This window comes from Tessaracoccus sp. SD287 (assembly GCF_017355265.1).
Taxonomy (GTDB): Bacteria; Actinomycetota; Actinomycetes; order Propionibacteriales; family Propionibacteriaceae; genus Aestuariimicrobium.
Genome location: NZ_JADIJQ010000001.1, coordinates 174465 through 190976 on the forward strand (window position 1 = coordinate 174465; position 16512 = coordinate 190976).

Annotated in this window: 15 protein-coding genes and 2 tRNA genes; 6 read left to right on the forward strand and 11 right to left on the reverse strand. The window is 69.3% G+C overall.

The window, feature by feature from the left end:
• Nucleotides 1-5 precede the first annotated feature (5 nt).
• Nucleotides 6-1112, reverse strand: coding sequence for a D-alanine--D-alanine ligase family protein (locus IPV09_RS00805; protein ID WP_207472954.1), 1107 nt, complete (start codon nt 1110-1112; stop codon nt 6-8).
• Nucleotides 1109-1966: a lysophospholipid acyltransferase family protein gene (locus IPV09_RS00810; RefSeq protein WP_207472955.1), complete on the reverse strand. Its 858-nt coding sequence runs from the start codon at nt 1964-1966 to the stop codon at nt 1109-1111. Before IPV09_RS00810 ends, IPV09_RS00805 begins: the two co-directional genes overlap by 4 nt.
• Before the next feature lie 95 nt (nt 1967-2061).
• Here IPV09_RS00810 and IPV09_RS00815 point away from each other — a divergent pair, with 95 nt between their 5' ends.
• Nucleotides 2062-2289: a hypothetical protein gene (locus IPV09_RS00815; RefSeq protein WP_207472956.1), complete on the forward strand. Its 228-nt coding sequence runs from the start codon at nt 2062-2064 to the stop codon at nt 2287-2289.
• Here IPV09_RS00815 and leuD read toward each other — a convergent pair.
• Nucleotides 2273-2881 (reverse strand): 3-isopropylmalate dehydratase small subunit, encoded by a 609-nt coding sequence (gene leuD / locus IPV09_RS00820; protein WP_207472957.1) that lies wholly within the window; start codon nt 2879-2881, stop codon nt 2273-2275. The genes IPV09_RS00815 and leuD overlap by 17 nt on opposite strands.
• Before the next feature lie 11 nt (nt 2882-2892).
• Complete coding sequence (gene leuC / locus IPV09_RS00825) at nt 2893-4296, reverse strand: 3-isopropylmalate dehydratase large subunit (protein WP_207472958.1); 1404 nt, start codon at nt 4294-4296, stop codon at nt 2893-2895.
• A 146-nt stretch (nt 4297-4442) separates the two neighbouring features.
• Between leuC and IPV09_RS00830 the strand changes: the two genes are divergently transcribed.
• On the forward strand, nt 4443-5168 hold the full coding sequence (locus IPV09_RS00830; protein ID WP_207472959.1) for an IclR family transcriptional regulator: 726 nt from the start codon (nt 4443-4445) through the stop codon (nt 5166-5168).
• A 57-nt stretch (nt 5169-5225) separates the two neighbouring features.
• Here IPV09_RS00830 and IPV09_RS00835 read toward each other — a convergent pair.
• The 4 genes from IPV09_RS00835 to IPV09_RS00850 form a co-directional block, all read right to left on the reverse strand.
• A tRNA-Glu gene (locus tag IPV09_RS00835) sits at nt 5226-5301 on the reverse strand.
• A gap of 50 nt (nt 5302-5351) precedes the next feature.
• A tRNA-Gln gene (locus IPV09_RS00840) sits at nt 5352-5423 on the reverse strand.
• Nucleotides 5424-5718: 295 nt separating this feature from the next.
• Entirely contained in the window at nt 5719-6684 is a 966-nt protein-coding gene (locus IPV09_RS00845; protein ID WP_370590165.1) for a lysostaphin resistance A-like protein, read from the reverse strand.
• Entirely contained in the window at nt 6681-7487 is an 807-nt protein-coding gene (locus IPV09_RS00850) for a fumarylacetoacetate hydrolase family protein (RefSeq protein WP_207472961.1), read from the reverse strand. Before IPV09_RS00850 ends, IPV09_RS00845 begins: the two co-directional genes overlap by 4 nt.
• A gap of 89 nt (nt 7488-7576) precedes the next feature.
• Between IPV09_RS00850 and IPV09_RS00855 the strand changes: the two genes are divergently transcribed.
• On the forward strand, nt 7577-8857 hold the full coding sequence (locus IPV09_RS00855) for a thymidine phosphorylase (RefSeq protein WP_207472963.1): 1281 nt from the start codon (nt 7577-7579) through the stop codon (nt 8855-8857).
• A 13-nt stretch (nt 8858-8870) separates the two neighbouring features.
• Here IPV09_RS00855 and cimA read toward each other — a convergent pair whose 3' ends face one another.
• Nucleotides 8871-10439 (reverse strand): citramalate synthase, encoded by a 1569-nt coding sequence (gene cimA, locus IPV09_RS00860; protein WP_207473052.1) that lies wholly within the window; start codon nt 10437-10439, stop codon nt 8871-8873.
• A gap of 165 nt (nt 10440-10604) precedes the next feature.
• Here cimA and IPV09_RS00865 point away from each other — a divergent pair, with 165 nt between their 5' ends.
• The 3 genes from IPV09_RS00865 to IPV09_RS00875 all read left to right on the forward strand — a co-directional run bounded on the left by IPV09_RS00865 (nt 10605) and on the right by IPV09_RS00875 (nt 14296).
• On the forward strand, nt 10605-11663 hold the full coding sequence (locus tag IPV09_RS00865; RefSeq protein WP_207472964.1) for a 3-isopropylmalate dehydrogenase: 1059 nt from the start codon (nt 10605-10607) through the stop codon (nt 11661-11663).
• Nucleotides 11664-11945: 282 nt separating this feature from the next.
• Nucleotides 11946-13595 (forward strand): ribulokinase, encoded by a 1650-nt coding sequence (locus IPV09_RS00870; protein WP_207472965.1) that lies wholly within the window; start codon nt 11946-11948, stop codon nt 13593-13595.
• A complete protein-coding gene (locus IPV09_RS00875; RefSeq protein WP_207472966.1) occupies nt 13595-14296 on the forward strand; it encodes an L-ribulose-5-phosphate 4-epimerase in 702 nt (233 codons plus the stop codon). Before IPV09_RS00870 ends, IPV09_RS00875 begins: the two co-directional genes overlap by 1 nt.
• 89 nt (nt 14297-14385) lie before the next feature.
• Here the strand turns inward: IPV09_RS00875 and IPV09_RS00880 are convergent, their stop codons facing one another.
• Both IPV09_RS00880 and IPV09_RS00885 read right to left on the reverse strand, forming a co-directional pair.
• A complete protein-coding gene (locus IPV09_RS00880) occupies nt 14386-15924 on the reverse strand; it encodes a flotillin family protein (RefSeq protein ID WP_207472967.1) in 1539 nt (512 codons plus the stop codon).
• A 42-nt stretch (nt 15925-15966) separates the two neighbouring features.
• A complete protein-coding gene (locus tag IPV09_RS00885) occupies nt 15967-16503 on the reverse strand; it encodes an SPFH domain-containing protein (RefSeq protein WP_207472968.1) in 537 nt (178 codons plus the stop codon).
• Nucleotides 16504-16512: the final 9 nt, after the last annotated feature.

Here is a 16512-nt window from a genome sequence, read left to right on the forward strand (position 1 = left end):
GACGCTCAGCGCAGACCCAGCGGACGGGACAGTGCCAGCCCCAGCAGCTCGTCGATCAACTCCGCGTAGGACATGCCACTGGCCTGCCACAACGATGGGTACATCGAGTACTGGGTGAATCCGGGCATGGTGTTGATCTCGTTGACCAGCACCTGGCCGTCGGGGGTGACGAACATGTCGACCCGGGCCAGGCCCTCGGCGTCCATGGCCTCAAAGGTGCGCACCGCCAGGGCCTGGGCGGCAGCCTGCAACCGGTCGTCCACGGTGGCCGGGATGTCCAGGGCGACCTGGTCACCGGGCAGGTACTTGGCGTCGAAGTCGTAGAAGCCGTCGGTGAGCATCCGCACCTCACCCAGCAGCGAGGCCCGCGGCGGCGCCCCGTCGCGGCCCTGCAGGACGGCGCACTCGATTTCGCGGACCCCGGCCAGTCCGTGCTCGACCACCACCCGGGGATCGTGCTCGCGGGCGGTCCCGATGGCCGCCGGCAGGTCGGCCAGGTCGGTGACCCGGGTGATGCCGATCGACGAGCCGGCCCGGGCGGGCTTCACGAACAGCGGCAGGCCCAGCTCGGTGAGCCGGGTCAGCGTGGCCTCACGGCGCTGCGTCCAGTCGAGGTCGGTGACCAGCTGCCAGGGCCCCTGCGCAATGCCGAAGCGGGCGAACGTGGTCTTCATCAGGGCCTTGTCCATGCCGTTGGCGGAGGTGGCGACCCCGGACCCGACGAAGCGGATCCCGGCCATCTCGAACAACCCCTGGATGGTCCCGTCCTCGCCGTAGGGACCATGCATCAGGCTGAGCGCCACATCGACGGTGGCCACCGGACCCAACGCACCGCCGGCCACCCGGTACAGCACTCCCCCATTGCCCAGGACGACCTCCGGGTGCTCCCCGGTGACCGTCGGCAGGGTGCCGTCGACGGTCTTCATGGCCGCTGCCTCGGCCAGCGGCACCAGCGTCCAGCGTCCGTCGCGGGTGATGCCGACGGCGACGACCTGGTAGTGGTCGGTGTCGATGGCCGCCAGGACGCTGGCGGCGGTCAGGCACGAGACGGGGTGCTCGGAGCTCTTGCCGCCGAAGACCAGCAGCACGGTGGGACGCTCGGCGGGGCTCATTGGTGGTCCTCCGGTGCGATGGGACGAGGTGGGGTCTGCTCCAGCATCGGCTTGCTGGGGATGCGGGTCGAGGTCCTGTGCTGCCAGCGTCCGCCGCTGGGTGGCCGCTCCTGCCGCAGGTCGGCGAGCAGTGCGGTCAGTGCGTCCAGCACCCGGTCGGTGGCGGCCCGGACGGCCTCGGACTCGCGGGCGGTGCCCAGGTGCTGCGCCAGGTCGGACAGGTCCACCGGGTCGCCACAGACCACGCTGCAGTGCTTGCGCGGCAGCAGCCGTGGCCAGGTGACCCGCCCGTCCGGCATGATCCGCTGCGCTCCCCACTGGGCCACCGGGATGACGGGCCACCCGCCCTGGAGCGCCAGCCGGGCGGCGCCGGTGTGCGCGCTCATCGGCCAGAGCTCGGGGTCACTGGTCTCGGTGCCCTCGGGGAAGATGGTGACAGCAGCACCCCGCTCGAGTGCCTGCTGCGCCTCCACCAGGGCATCGCCGGCCCTGGCGGTACGACGGTGCACCGGGATCTGTCCGCACTGGCGGGCGAGCCACCCGATCACCGGCATGGTCCACAGTTCGGCCTTGCCGAGGTATCGCGGCCAGCGACCCGACCAGATCAGGTACTCACCCAGGATCAGGGCGTCCATGTAGGACATGTGGTTGCTCACCACGATGATGCCGCCGGTGGTGGGCAGCCGGTCGCTGTTGTACCAGGTGCGTCCGAACAAGGCGCCGCAGGCGGCGTGCACCACCCGGCCCAGGGCCCGGAAGACGGGCTCTGCCGGCTCCGCGTTGGCCTGGCGCAGCGACAACCGTTGGCGCTCGGAGGTGTCGTTCGCCACGATGCCGGGCGAGTTCTCGGTCACGGATGCTCCTCGGTGGTCAGCGGCCTGCCCCAAAAGGGTAGCGATGATCACCCCACCCACGCGCGCAGGCTCCCCGACGTCACTACAGTGGCTCCATGCCCCTGCTCGCGCTCACCCTCGGCCGTCCCACCGGGACCGGCTGGACCGCGGTGACCGACCGCGGTGAGCGCGTCGAGGTGCCTGCCAGCGCCGCCGCCGGTCTGGCGCCGGTGACCGGCCAGCGGGTGCTGGCCAGCCTCGACGAGCGCGGGGCCCTGGTCCGGGTCACCATTGGCGGCACCCGGGTCGGCCTGCCCGGCGCTGGGATCAGTCAGCGGTCCTGACCGGCAGGCTCTTGGGCTTGAAGCTGGGGCGCGAGGCCTCATAGGTGCTGATGTCGTCCTCATGGGTCAGCGTCATCGAGATGTCGTCCAGCCCCTCGAGCAGTCGCTCCCGGGTGAACGGGTCGATCTGGAACTCGTAGCGGGTGCCGTCGGCCAGGACGATGCTGCGGTCCTCCAGGCTGACGGTGATCTCGGTGCCGGGATGGGCCTCGACCCAGTCCCACAACTTCTCCACGACGTCCTGCTCGACGCCTGCCACCAGCAGACCCGCCTTGCCGGAGTTGTTGCGGAAGATGTCGCCGAAGCGGCTGCCGATGACGACCTTGAAGCCGTAGTTCTGCAACGCCCAGACCGCGTGTTCACGCGAGGAGCCGGTGCCGAAGTCGGGTCCGGGGATCAGGATGGTGCCGGCCTTGTACGCGTCCTGGTTCAGCACGAACTCGGGGTCGTTGCGCCACGCGGCGAACAGCCCGTCCTCGAAGCCGGTGCGGGTGATCCGCTTCAGGTAGACGGCCGGGATGATCTGGTCGGTGTCGACGTTGCTGCGACGCAGCGGCACCGGGACACCGGTGTGGGTCAGAAACTTGTCCATGTCTGCGTCCTTCAGTTCTTCAGATCGGCCGGCGAGCTGAGGCGTCCGGTGATGGCGGTGGCGGCCGCGACGGCCGGGGAGACCAGGTGGGTGCGTCCGCCCTTGCCCTGACGGCCCTCGAAGTTGCGGTTCGAGGTCGACGCGGCACGCTCACCGGGGGTCAACTGGTCGGGGTTCATGCCCAGGCACATCGAGCACCCGGCGGCGCGCCACTCGGCGCCGGCGTCCAGGAAGATCTTGTCCAGCCCCTCGGCCTCGGCCTCGACGCGGACCCGGGCCGAGCCCGGGACGACCAGCATGCGCAGGCTGTCGGCGATCTTGTGGCCCTTCAGGACGCTGGCGGCCAACCGCAGGTCCTCGATGCGTCCGTTGGTGCACGATCCCAGGAAGACGGTGTCGACCGAGATGTCGCGCATCGGGGTGCCGGCGACCAGGTCCATGTACTCCAGGGCCCGCTCGGCGGCCGACTTGTCGACCGGGTCGGTGAAGTCCTCGGGGCGGGGCACGGCACCGGCCAGCGGGACACCCTGCCCGGGGTTGGTGCCCCAGGTGACGAAGGGGGTGAGCTCGGCGGCGTCAATGACGACCTCGCGGTCGAAGACGGCGTCGTCGTCGGTGCGCAGGGTCTGCCAGTACTCCACGGCGGCGTCCCACTCGGCACCTTCGGGGGCGTGCGGCCGTCCCTGCAGGTAGTCGAAGGTCTTCTGGTCGGGAGCGATCATGCCGGCCTTGGCGCCCCACTCGATCGACATGTTGCAGATCGTCATGCGGCCCTCCATCGAGAGCGACTCGATGGCGGTGCCGCGGTACTCGACGATGTAGCCCTGGCCGCCGCCGGTGCCGACCTTGCTGATCAGGGTCAGCACCAGGTCCTTGGCGGTGACACCCTCGGGCATGACGCCGTTCACGGTGACCGCCATCGTCTGGGGCCGGGCCTGCTGCAGGGTCTGGGTGGCGAGCACGTGCTCCACCTCGGAGGTGCCGATGCCGAACGCCAGCGCACCGAAGGCGCCGTGGGTCGAGGTGTGCGAGTCGCCGCAGACGATGGTCATGCCGGGCTGGGTGATGCCCAGCTGGGGTCCGATGATGTGGACCACGCCCTGGTCCTTGTCGCCCAACGAGTGGATGCGCAGGCCGAACTCGGCGGCGTTCTTGCGCAGCGTGTCCACCTGGGCCCGGCTGACCGGGTCGGCGATCGGCGCGAGAATGTTGAGGGTCGGGGTGTTGTGGTCCTCGGTGCACAGCGTGTTCTCGGGACGACGGACGGTGCGTCCGGCGAGCCGGAGTCCGTCGAAGGCCTGCGGGCTGGTCACTTCATGGACCAGGTGCAGGTCGATGTACAGCAGGTCGGGTTCGCCCTCGGCCTGTCGGACGACATGTGCGTCCCAGAGCTTGTCGCTCAGCGTCTTGCCCATCACCACTCCGGTTCTGTGTCGGTGCCACCCTGCGGCGCCGACCGGGGCGCGGGTCCCCGGGTGTCGTCGCAGCACGCAGCCTGCGTGAATATCGCTCCCCCAGAGTACAGTTGGCATTTCATTAGGTGAGATCGTAGTCTCACTACATGGACGAAAGCTCAGGCGTCGGCGTACTCGACAAGGCAGCACTGGTGCTCGGAGCCCTCGAGGCCGGCCCCACCACTTTGGCAGGACTGGTCACCTCGACCGGTCTTGCCCGACCCACCGCGCATCGACTGGCGGTTGCCCTGGAACACCACCGGCTGGTGGGACGTGACCTGCAGGGCCGGTTCGTGCTCGGCCCCCGGCTGGCCGAACTGGCATCGGCGGCCGGCGAGGACCGTCTGCTGGCCACCGCCGGTCCCATCCTCGCACGGCTGCGGGACATCACCGGCGAGTCGGCGCAGCTCTTCCGCCGGCAGGGCGACGTGCGCATCTGTGCGGCCGCCGCGGAGCGCCCCCCGGGCCTGCGCGACACCGTCCCGGTCGGGTCGTCCCTGACCATGACCGCAGGCTCTGCCGCCCAGGTACTGCTCGCCTGGGAGGAGTCCGACCGGATGCAGCGCGGGCTCACCCAGTCCAGCTTCTCCGCCGTCGCCCTGGCCGGTGTCCGCCGCCGCGGCTGGGCCCAGTCGATTGCCGAACGCGAGGCCGGGGTGGCCTCGGTCTCGGCCCCGGTGCGGGCCCCCTCGGGCAAGGTGATTGCCGCGGTGTCGGTCTCCGGGCCCATCGAGCGGTTGACCCGGCAGCCCGGACGGCTGCACGCCCCGGCGGTGATGTCGGCGGCCGAGCGTCTCTCGGAGGTGCTGCGGCGCGCGGCCATCACCGAATGACCCAGAACCAGAACGCAGCAGGGCCCGCTCCCCCGAAAGGGAGCGGGCCCTGCTGCGTGGTACCCCCGACCGGATTCGAACCGGCGCTACTGCCGTGAGAGGGCAGCGTACTAGGCCGCTATACAACGGGGGCGAGCTAGAGAATGCTAGCGAGGTGCTGGGCACTCGCGCAAACTCGCTGCGCTGGGGTACTAGGACTCGAACCTAGAACAAATGAACCAGAATCATCCGTGTTGCCAATTACACCATACCCCAAAGCTGTCGATCGGCCTCTGACAAGCACCTGCGGTGCCCGCCTCGAACCCTCGGCAACGAGGATTAACTCTAGAGGACTGGTCGCCCGGCGGCAAATCGGCGGGCTCTCCGGACTCGTCCACCGGACGTTGTGACCTGGGTGCCACGACGTCGCGTCGAATCAGCTCGACGACCCGACATCGTGGCCTGGGTGCCACCATGTCCTGCTCACACGCCCGACCCACGCGACGTTGTGGCCCGGGTGCCACATCGTCCTGTCGGCTCGGCGTCCACAGGGGACGGCCCGACCGGACGCTCAGCCACCCGGGGTGGTGGTGGCCACCTTCAGCCGTCGTCCCAGCGCCCAGCAGGCCACCGCGACCAGCGCGAAGCCCACCACGTCCATCGCCGCCTGGAGGGGGCCGATCTGCTGGACGGCGCGGGTGCTGGCCACCGACCCGGTGAACACCGCATACCCGAACGCGAAGACGTTGTTGGCGACGTGGGCGGCGATCGCTGCCTCCAGTCCGCCGGTCACCACCACCAGGAGGGCGGCCAGCAACCCGAAGGCGAACCGGTCGACGAACAGCCACACGTTCTGGACACCATGGAACAGGGCGAAGACCAGCGCCGAGGCGACGATCCCGACCCAGCGGTGCCTCGACAGCGAGCCGATGCCGGCCAGCAGGTAGCCGCGGAAGAAGTACTCCTCACCGGCGGCCTGCAACGGTGAGAACAGCACGATGGCCAGCACCCACCACCACCAGCCGTCGGGCAGGGTGAACTCGGGCACCGACCCCTGCCCCACCCACAGCACCACGTTGAGGATGACGGCGGCCACCGGCAGGCACAACAGCAGGTAGCGCCAACGCAGCCCCGGCTGCACGCTGGACAGGAAGGCGCCGGGTCGACGGTGCCAGAACACGACCATCACCAGTGCGATCAACGTCAACGTCGCCAGGGCCAGGTGTCCGGCGACCAGACCCTGGGGCATCGCGTAGGCATTGGCCCGCCGGAAGTAGTTGGCGAAGCTCTGACCGTTGCCCCAGACCAGCCAGAACACCCAGTTCAGGGCCTGGTTGGTCAGCGGCACGACCAGGGCATACCCGAACAGCGCGAAGGCGAGCCCGACCCAGCTGCGCACCGGCAGGAAGCCCGGTCCCCGCAGCACCTGGGTGAACGGCACCCCCGGCTCGGGGGGCCGCACCGGCTGGGTCGATCCCCCGAAGGGCAGCACCGGGTCGTGGGCGGGCAAGGGTTTCGGCGGGCGCGCCTGGCTCACTGGTCCTCCGCCACCACGGTGTTGGTGAGGGTGCCGATCTGCTCGATGGTGATGCTGACCTCCTGGCCGGGCTCCATCGGTCCGACCCCGGCCGGGGTGCCGGTCAGGATGACGTCACCGGGCAGCAGGGTGGTGAACGAGGAGATGAAGCTGACCAGTTCAGCAATGCCGAAGACCATCTGGTTGGTGTTGCCGTCCTGCTGCACCGCACCGTCCAGGGTGGTCCGGATCGACAGGTTCGCTGCCTCGTCCAGGTCCAGGTGGGTGACGATCCACGGCCCGAGCGGGCAGAACGTGTCCGAGCCCTTGCCCCGCGCCCACTGCGGCTCGACCTGCTGCAGGTCGCGGGCGGTGACGTCATTGGCGATGGTGTAGCCGAAGATGACGTCGGCGGCGCGTTCGATCGGCACCTGCTTGCAGATGCGGCCGATCACCACGGCGAGTTCGCCCTCGAAGTTGAGGTCGTTGGTGGCGGCCGGTCGCACGATGACGTCGGCGGGGCCGACGACGGTGGTGTTGGGCTTGAAGAAGATCAGGGGGCTCTTGGGCACCTCATTGCCCAGTTCGGCGGCGTGCGCCGAGAAGTTGCGCCCCACCCCGACGACCTTGGACCGCGGGATGACCGGGGCCAGCAGCCGGACCTCGTCGAGTGCGTGGCGAGCACCGGTGAAGTTCACCGGACCCGCGAGCGGATCGGCCGTCAGGGTGGCAACGGTGTCGGGATGATCGCCGCCGTCGGCGGCGAGTTCGACGATGCCGTAGGCGGGGTCCTGGCCGGGGGCGGAGTATCGAGCAATGCGCATGCCCCCAGACTAGGGGTCGCCCGGCGCCCGGGCGGAACTCCTGTGCCACCGCACTGCACGGGCAGGGCCCGCTCTGCCAGACTGTCGCCATGCCTGAATTCGCCGTCGTTGACCTCATTCGCACCAAGCGGGACGGAGGTGTGCTGAGCGACGCCGAGATCGCGTGGCTGATCCGCTCCTACACCGACGGCACCGTTGCCGACGAGCAGATGTCGGCGATGGCGATGGCGGTCCTCTTCCGGGGCCTGGACGATCGCGAACTCAGCTCCTGGACCACGTCGATGATCGAGACCGGTGAGCGCCTCGACTTCTCCGGCCTGTCGAGGCCCACCGCCGACAAGCACTCCACCGGTGGGGTGGGCGACAAGATCACCCTGCCGCTGGCCCCCCTGGTCGCGGCCTGCGGGGTGGCCGTCCCCCAGTTGTCCGGACGAGGCCTGGGCCACACCGGCGGCACCCTGGACAAACTGGAGGCCATCCCCGGCTGGCGGGCGAACCTGACCAATGAGCAGGTCTGGAACCAGCTGGAGGACGTGGGCGCCGTCATCTGTGCGGCCGGTTCGGGACTGGCGCCGGCCGACAAGAAGCTCTATGCCCTGCGCGACGTGACCGGGACCGTCGAGGCGATCGAGTTGATCGCCTCTTCCATCATGAGCAAGAAGATCGCTGAGGGCACCGACGCGCTGGTGCTCGACGTCAAGGTCGGGTCGGGAGCGTTCATGAAGAACCACCGCGACGCCGCCGAACTGGCCCGGCGGATGGTGGCCCTGGGCACGGCGGCCGGGGTGAGGACCACCGCGCTGCTGACGAACATGGACACCCCGCTGGGGTTGACCGCCGGCAATGGGCTCGAGGTGGCCGAGTCGGTGGAGGTGCTGGCCGGCGGCGGTCCCGCCGACATCATCGAGCTCACCTTGGCCCTGGCCCGCGAGATGGTCAGCGCCGCCGGGGTCGACGTCGACCCGGCGGATCGGCTCGCCGACGGCTCGGCCATGGATGCGTGGCGGCGGATGATCGCGGCCCAGGGCGGCGACCCGGACGCCGCGCTGCCGACCGCCAGGCACGTGGAGGTGGTGACGGCCGAGCGGGACGGGGTCCTGACCACGTTGGACGCGATGGCGGTGGGCATCGCGGCCTGGCGGCTGGGCGCGGGCCGCGCCCGGAAGGAGGACCCGGTGCAGGCCGCGGCCGGGGTGCGGATGCTGGCCAAGCCCGGCGACCCGGTGCGAGCCGGCCAGCCGCTGCTGGAACTGCACACCGACACCCCCGATGCCGTCGCCCGGGCCGTCGAGGCGCTGCAGGGTGGCTGGACCATCACCGACCAGTCCGGCGAACCGACCCCGCTCGTGCTCGAGAGGATCACCGCCTGAGCGTGCTGGCGGGCTAGGCGTAGTGCTTGACCAGTCCGTACAGGTAGGCGTCGGACAGGGCCTCCCAGGAGGCCTCCACGACATTGGTGCCCACCCCGACGGTGGTCCAGGTCTCCTGCTCGTTGACGGTGTCAATGAGCACCCTTACCACCGAGTCGGTGCCGTGCTCCTGCTCGACGATCCGCACCCGGTAGTCGACCAGCCTGTAGTGCTGCACCGCCGGGTGGTCGCCGACCAGGGCGTCACGCAGGGCGGCGTCCAGCGCGTTCAGGGCACCGTTGCCGATGCTCTCGTAGGTCTGTTCGCCCAGGTGGATGGTGGCGGTGGAGTCGCCCTCACCATCGGCGGCGTGGGTGGTCGAGACGGTCCAGGTGTCGACGACGAATGGCTTGGTGAGGCTGCCCAGCTCGTCGCGCAGCAACAGTTCAAAGCTGGCGTCGGCCGACTCGTAGGAGTAGCCCTCGGCCTCGCGCTGCTTGATCCGATCGGCGACGCGGGCGGCGGCGGCACGGTCGCTGAGTTCGATGCCGAGCTCCTCGGCCTTGATCAGCACATTGGCACGTCCCGACATGTCGGAGATCAGCATCCGCATGTGGTTGCCGACCAGGTCGGGGTCGACGTGCTGGTACAGGTTCGGGTCGACCCGGATGGCGCTGGCGTGCAGACCCGCCTTGTGGGCGAAGGACGAGCGTCCGACGTAGGGCTGGCGCATCTGCGGTGACTGGTTGGTGATGTCGCTGATGGTGTGGCTGATCCTGGTCAGCGACTCCAGTCCACGCCCACCCAGCACGTCCCAGCCGTACTTGAGCTGCAGGTTCGCCACGACAGTGGTCAGGTCGGCGTTGCCGGTCCGTTCGCCGTAGCCGTTGATGGTGCCCTGGACGTGCATGGCGCCGGCCTCCAGCGCCGCCATCGAGTTGGCGACCGCGCAGCCGGTGTCGTTGTGGCAGTGGATGCCCAGGTCGACGCCGATGGCGCTGGCGGCCGAGACGATGTCACCCATCCGGCTGGGCAGCATGCCGCCGTTGGTGTCGCACAGGATGACGACCTCGGCCCCGGCTTCGGCGGCGGCGCGGACCACCTCGAGGGCGTAGGTGCGGTTCTCGAGGAAGCCGTCGAAGAAGTGCTCGCAGTCGACGAAGACCCGCTTGCCCTCACCGACCAGGTGGGTGACGGTGTCTCGGACCATCTCGAGGTTCTCGTCCAGGGTGGTGCGCAGGGCCTGCTCGACGTGACGGTCGTGGGACTTGGCGACCAGGCAGATCAGGTCGGTGCCGGCGTCGCGCAGGCCGGCGACCTGAGGGTCGTCGGCGGCCCTGACACCGGCCTTGCGGGTGGCCCCGAAGGCGACCAGCTGCGCGTTGCGCAGGGTCAGCCGTTCGGCGGCCGCCTGGAAGAAGGCGGTGTCGTTGGGGTTGGCGCCCGGCCAACCACCCTCGATGTGGCTGACACCCAGCTCGTCGAGCAGGCCGGCAATGCGCAACTTGTCCGCGACGCTGAGCCGCAGGCCCTCCTGCTGGGCGCCGTCGCGCAGGGTGGTGTCATAGATGTGCACCTGTTCAGGGGCCACCGGGCTGGTCATCATGGAGTCTCCAGATCAAGGCATCAGGGTGAAAGCGTCGGCCCCACCGATCATTCAGTCTTGCGCGCGGGCCCGTCAGTGACCCGTGACGTCCGTCACGTGGGACGCCCCTGTCCACCTGAGATGTGCGCGGCGGCGCGCGGGCAGCGCCATAGGGTGGTCGGCATGAACCAGACCCCCACCATCGCCGTCATCGGCGGAGACGGCATCGGCCCCGAGGTCACCGCGGAAGCGCTCAAGGTGCTCAAGGCCACCGTCGGCGAGAACACCTTCAGCTTCGTCGACTACGACCTGGGTGCCAGCTATTGGCAGCGCACCGGCGAGGTGTTGCCCGACGCGGTGCTGGCCGAACTCAAGGGCGTCGACGCGATCATCCTGGGAGCGGTCGGCGCTGCCCCCGGCTCCACCGAGATCCCCAGCGGACTGCTCGAGCGCGGTCTGCTGCTGAAGCTGCGCTTCGCGCTCGACCATGCCGTCAACCTGCGACCCAGCGTGCTGTACCCCGGCGTGGCCACTCCCCTGGCCCCGAGCATCGTCGAGGGCAGGACCATCGACTTCGTGGTCGTCCGTGAGGGCACCGAGGGCCTGTACTGCGGCAACGGCGGCGCCGTGCGCGTCGGCACCCCGCACGAACTGGCCACCGAGGTCAGCGTCAACACCGCCTACGGCGTCGACCGGGTCATCCGCGACGCCTTCGAGCGCGCCACCCGGCGCCGCAACAAGCTGACCCTGCTGCACAAGCACAACGTGCTGGTCAACGCCGGCGGGCTGTGGAACCGGTTGTTCACCGAGATCGGCGAGGAGTACCCGCAGGTGCAGCGTGACTACCTGCACATCGACGCAGCCATGATCAAGATGGTCGTCGACCCCAGCCATTTCGACGTCATCGTCACCGACAACCTGTTCGGGGACATCATCACCGACCTGGCCGCCGCGGTCACCGGCGGCATCGGCCTGGCCGCCTCGGCCAACATCAACCCGAGCCGCGAGTTCCCCTCCATGTTCGAACCGGTGCACGGCTCGGCCCCCGACATCGCCGGCCAGCAGGTCGCCGACCCAACGGCGGCCATCAGTTCCATGGCGCTGCTGCTGGACCACCTGGGTCGCACCGAGGATGCCCAGCGCATCGAGACGGCGGTCCACGCCGACATCACCAGCCGCGGCTCGGCGCCGCGCTCCACGTCCGCCGTCGGTGACGCCATCGCCACCGCCGTCGCCGGCTGAACCAGACGCCAGTCATCGCGCCCGGTCCGGGTGGCTCGCACACATGGTGCGAGCCGCCGGTGCCGGGCGCGCGCGTTCGTGCAGGCTTGTCCACCCCCACCCCAACCGGGGCCGGGGCTGCGGCTAGGGTGATCAGCAATACGTTCGCGTCAGGGATCGTCTCGGCGGTTCCGGGTGACGGCGGCAGCATGTTGGGCACCAGGTGGTGAGCAGTGCTGTTCCTGCCGGCCCGCCGGCCTCACTGCGCGCGCGCTCACGTCGCTGACAAAGGAGCTGCACAGCATGAGCTACGTCATTGGAATGGACTTCGGAACACTGTCGGGGCGCGCCATCGTGGTGAACGCCGAGACCGGCGAGGAGGTCGGCACCGGGGTGATGGACTACCCCCACGGGGTCATCGACCGCGAACTCGCCGGCAAGAAGCTCCCCCCGGATTTCGCCCTGCAGGACCCGCAGGACTACCTGGACGTGATGCGTCACGCCATCCCCGCCGCCATCAAGGACGCCGGCATCGATCCCAGCGAGATCAAGGGCATCGGCCTGGACCACACCTCGGCGACCGTGCTGGTCACCACCGAGGACGGCACCCCGCTGAACCAGCTTGAGGAGTTCCAGGACAACCCGCACGCGTGGATCAAGCTGTGGAAGCACCACGGTGGCCAGGAGCAGGCCGACCGGATCGTCGCCCTGGCCGAGGAGCGCAACGAGGAGTGGCTGGGACGCTACGGCGGCGTGCTCTCCTCCGAGCTGCTGATGCCCAAGGCACTGGAGACCCTGGAGAAGGCGCCCGAGGTCTTCAAGGCGGCCGTGCACATCGTCAACGCCCTGGACTGGATTCCGTGGCAGCTGACCGGCACCCTCGCCTACGCCGAGGGCGACTCGGGCTACAAGCGCCAGTACCAGGACGGCGCCTACCCGTCCAAGGAGTACCTGACCGCCCTGAACCCTGACTTCGCCAATGTCTTCGAGGAGAAGATGCCGGCCCCGATCGTCCCGCTCGGCGCCGCTGTCGGCACCCTGACCCCGCAGTGGGCCAAGGAGCTCGGCCTGGGCGAGGACGTGACCGTGGCCTCCGGCAACATTGACGCCCACGTCACCGCCACCGCCGTCAAGGCCGTGGAGCCCGGCCAGCTGACCGGCATCCTGGGCACCTCGGTGTGCTGGGTCGTCTCGGGCGAGGACTACAAGGAGGTGCCTGGCACCTTCGGCATCGTCCATGGCGGCATCGTGCCCGGCTACTGGGGCTTCGAGGGTGGCCAGACCGCCGTCGGCGACATCTTCGCCTGGTTCGTCGAGAACAGCGTCCCGGCCCACTACCAGGCCGAGGCCGACGAGAAGGGCGTCAGCCTGCACGAGCTGCTGACCGACAAGGCCGCCAGCCAGGAGGTCGGCGAGCACGGGTTGCTGGCCCTGGACTGGCACAACGGCAACCGTTCGATCCTGGCCGACGCCAACCTGTCGGGCATGATCCTGGGCCAGACGTTGACCACCACCGCCGAGGACCAGTACCGCGCCCTGCAGGAAGCCTGCGTCTTCGGTGCCCGCCGGATCATCGAGAACTTCGAGGAGCACGGCGTGGCCATCACCGAGATCGTCGGTGCCGGCGGTCTGCTGAAGAACGAGTTCCTGATGCAGCTCTACGCCGACATCACCCGCCGTCCGCTGTCGGTGGCGACCTCCAGCCAGGCTCCCGCCCTCGGTGCCGCCATCTACGCCGCGGTCGCCGCCGGCATCTACCCCGACGTGTTCGCCGCCTCCGAGGCCATGGGCGGCAAGGAGGAGAACAAGTACACCCCCGACGAGGAGCGTGCCGCGAAGTACGACAAGCTCTACGCCGAGTACGTCAAGCTCCACGACTACTTCGGTAAGGGCGGCAACGAGGTCATGCACACCCTGAAGCAGATTCGCCGCGAGGCGACCGAGGGCAAGTGATGATCGCTCTGGCCGACTTCACCGTCGATCAGCAGGCCGAGATCCAGCGCACCCGCGAAGTCGTGGCGGCCCTGCACGGCGAGCTCCCGCGCTGGGAGCTGGTCGTGTGGACCGCCGGCAACGTGTCCCAGCGGGTGCCGGGTCTTGACCTGTTCGTCATCAAGCCTTCGGGCGTCTCCTATGACGAGCTCAGCGCCGACACCATGGTGGTCTGCACCCTGGACGGGGACAAGATCGCCGACGGCACCCCCGACCGGCTGCGCCCGTCCTCGGACACTGCGGCCCACGCCTACGTGTACCGGAACATGGACCACGTCGGCGGGGTGGTGCACACCCACTCGACCTACGCCACGGCGTGGGCTGCCCGCGGTGAGGAGATTCCCTGCGTGCTGACCATGATGGGTGACGAGTTCGGTGGGCCGATCCCGGTGGGACCGTTCGCGATCATTGGTGACGACTCCATCGGGCGCGGCATCGTCGAGACCCTGCGCGACTCGCGGTCACGCGCCGTGCTGATGCGCAACCACGGCCCGTTCACGATCGGGTCGGACGCCAAGGCTGCGGTCAAGGCGGCCGTGATGGTCGAGGAGGTCGCCCGCACCGTGCACATTGCGCGCCAGCTGGGCGAGGTCATCCCCATTCCCCAGGAGCAGATCGACCAGCTCTTCGACCGCTACCAGAACGTGTACGGCCAGAAGTAGCCCCGGACGACCGCTGAACGCACCAGGCCCGGACGAGAGATCGTCCGGGCCTGGTGCGTTCCCCGCGCGGGGCGGGTCTCAGCGAGACCTCACTTCACCTGACCGGGAATGATGGTGCTGCTCGGTGCGGCCCGCTGGGTGGCGGCCTTCTCGGTGGCCGCACCGGAGTACTTGCCGATCAGCGAGCCCAGGTCCACCCCGGTGGTGTTCTTGATCAGCTCCATCGTCTGCACCACGTTGTCGGTCACCGTCTTGGGCAGCGCGGCGGCACCGTCGGTGGACACCACGGTCAGCTTGTCGATGTTGCCCATCGGGGCCGCCACCTTCTCGGCGACCTGCGGGAGCACCTCGACCAGCATCTGCAGCACGGCGGCCTCGTTGTACCGGGCAAAGGCCTCGGCGCGCTTGGTCATGGCCTCTGCCTCGGCCTGACCGGTGGCCAGGATCGCCGATGCCTGGGCCTCACCCTCGGCACGCAGTGCCTCGGCCTCGGCAATACGGCGGGCCTTCTCGGCCTCACCGCGTCGGGCACCCTCAATGGCTTCGGCCTCGGCCAGCGCCGAACGGCGGGACTTGTCGCCCTCACCGGTCAGGCGTGCGGTTTCTGCCTCTGCCTGGGCACGCGCGATGGAGGTCTGCTTGGCGGCCTCGGCCTGGAAGATGTCGGAGTTCTTCTTCGCCTCGGCCTCGGTCTCGATGCGGTACCGCTCGGCGTCGGCCGGCTTGCGCACCTCGGTGTCGAGCTGTCGGTCCTTCAGGGCGGCCTGGCGCACGGCCACCTTTTCCTGCTCGCCCAGGATGGCCTGGTCGCGGTCGGCCTGGGCCAACGGACCCGACGCGGCAGCCGTGGCGGCGGCGGCGTCGGTCTCGGACTTGATCTCGGCGGTCTTCAGCATCAGCTCGCGCTGGCTGATGGCGATCTGCTGCTCGGCGGCGATGCGGGCCTGCTCGGCCTCCTGCCGGGCACCGGCCTCGGCCACCGAGGCAATCTGCTGCACCTTGGCGGCCTCGGGACGACCGAGGTCGCTGAGGTAGGAGCCGTCATCGGTGATGTCCTGGATCTGGAAGGTGTCCAGGACCAGTCCCTGACCGGTCAGCGAGGCCTCGGACTCGTCGGCGACCCGCTGGGCGAACGCGGCCCGGTCACGGATGATCTGCTCCACCGACAGGGAGCCGACGATCGAACGCAGCGAGCCGGCCAGCGTCTCCTGGGTGAAGGTCTCGATCTCGTCCTGCTGGGTGAGGAACCGTTGGGCGGCGGCACGGATGGAGTCCTCGTTGCCGCCCACCTTGACGATGGCGACACCGTCCAGGTTGAGCTTGATGCCCTGGCCCGAGACGGCGCCACGGATCTGGATCATGATGCGACGGCTGGACAGGTCCAGGATGTGCAGGCGCTGGACGAAGGGGACGACGAAGACGCCACCACCCATGACCACCTTCTGGCCCGACAGGTCGGTGGAGACCACGCCGGTCTCGGGGTTCTTGACCTCACGTCCCTTCTGGCCGGTCACGATGTAGGCCTCGTTGGGTCCGGCGACCTTGTAGCGGCTGAGGATCAGCAGCACGAGCAGGACCAGCAGGACGACGAGCGCACCTACTGCTATCCATAGAACGGGCAGGTCCACGATGATTCTCCTTGGGTGGTGTCGAGGCTTGTCAGGCGGAGCCTAGCGGGCGATGAGTTCGTCGGGCGTGGTCACCAGCGACGAGATCTGCACCGAGTCCAGCGTCAGCCCGAGCCTGGCCAGTCCGCTGTTGGCCCGGCTGCGGACCCGCTCGGCGAAGCCGGCCCGATCGGCCAGGCCGGCCTGGTCGCAGGTGGCCAGGATGCTGGCGACGGCCGACTCCAGCAGTTCCCCGGCCACCGCATCGATGGTGTCCTCGACGCCGGCGAAATGCCTGGCAGCGATGCGGATGGACTCGTGGTCGGCGGGCACCGAGACGTCAGCGTCCAGGGTGACGGTGACCAGCTGGTGGTCGCGGGTGCGGGCGGGTGCGGCCGAGGTGGTGATGGGGCGCCGCGCCAGGTCCAAGACGCGGCGGCCGGTGGGCAGGAAGACGAAGCCGCCGCTGTTGGTGATCACCTTGTCCCCGTAGACGTAGGCCTGGCCCTCGCCGGCCGTCTTGTGGGCACAGACGAAGTAGACGAAGGCCACTACCGCCATCACGAACAGGCCCACGGCCACGAACACCATGACGTCCATGGTGAATTC

What these genes read in the sequence shown, in the direction of transcription:
- IPV09_RS00865 (WP_207472964.1), top strand. Translation starts at nt 10,605, where the DNA reads ATGAACCAGACCCCCACCATCGCCGTCATCGGCGGAGACGGCATCGGC.
- IPV09_RS00805 (WP_207472954.1), bottom strand. Translation starts at nt 1,112, where the DNA reads ATGAGCCCCGCCGAGCGTCCCACCGTGCTGCTGGTCTTCGGCGGCAAG.
- cimA (WP_207473052.1), bottom strand. Translation starts at nt 10,439, where the DNA reads ATGACCAGCCCGGTGGCCCCTGAACAGGTGCACATCTATGACACCACC.
- IPV09_RS00885 (WP_207472968.1), bottom strand. Translation starts at nt 16,503, where the DNA reads ATGGACGTCATGGTGTTCGTGGCCGTGGGCCTGTTCGTGATGGCGGTA.
- IPV09_RS00870 (WP_207472965.1), top strand. Translation starts at nt 11,946, where the DNA reads ATGAGCTACGTCATTGGAATGGACTTCGGAACACTGTCGGGGCGCGCC.
- leuD (WP_207472957.1), bottom strand. Translation starts at nt 2,881, where the DNA reads ATGGACAAGTTTCTGACCCACACCGGTGTCCCGGTGCCGCTGCGTCGC.
- IPV09_RS00855 (WP_207472963.1), top strand. Translation starts at nt 7,577, where the DNA reads ATGCCTGAATTCGCCGTCGTTGACCTCATTCGCACCAAGCGGGACGGA.
- leuC (WP_207472958.1), bottom strand. Translation starts at nt 4,296, where the DNA reads ATGGGCAAGACGCTGAGCGACAAGCTCTGGGACGCACATGTCGTCCGA.
- IPV09_RS00830 (WP_207472959.1), top strand. Translation starts at nt 4,443, where the DNA reads ATGGACGAAAGCTCAGGCGTCGGCGTACTCGACAAGGCAGCACTGGTG.
- IPV09_RS00875 (WP_207472966.1), top strand. Translation starts at nt 13,595, where the DNA reads ATGATCGCTCTGGCCGACTTCACCGTCGATCAGCAGGCCGAGATCCAG.
- IPV09_RS00815 (WP_207472956.1), top strand. Translation starts at nt 2,062, where the DNA reads ATGCCCCTGCTCGCGCTCACCCTCGGCCGTCCCACCGGGACCGGCTGG.
- IPV09_RS00850 (WP_207472961.1), bottom strand. Translation starts at nt 7,487, where the DNA reads ATGCGCATTGCTCGATACTCCGCCCCCGGCCAGGACCCCGCCTACGGC.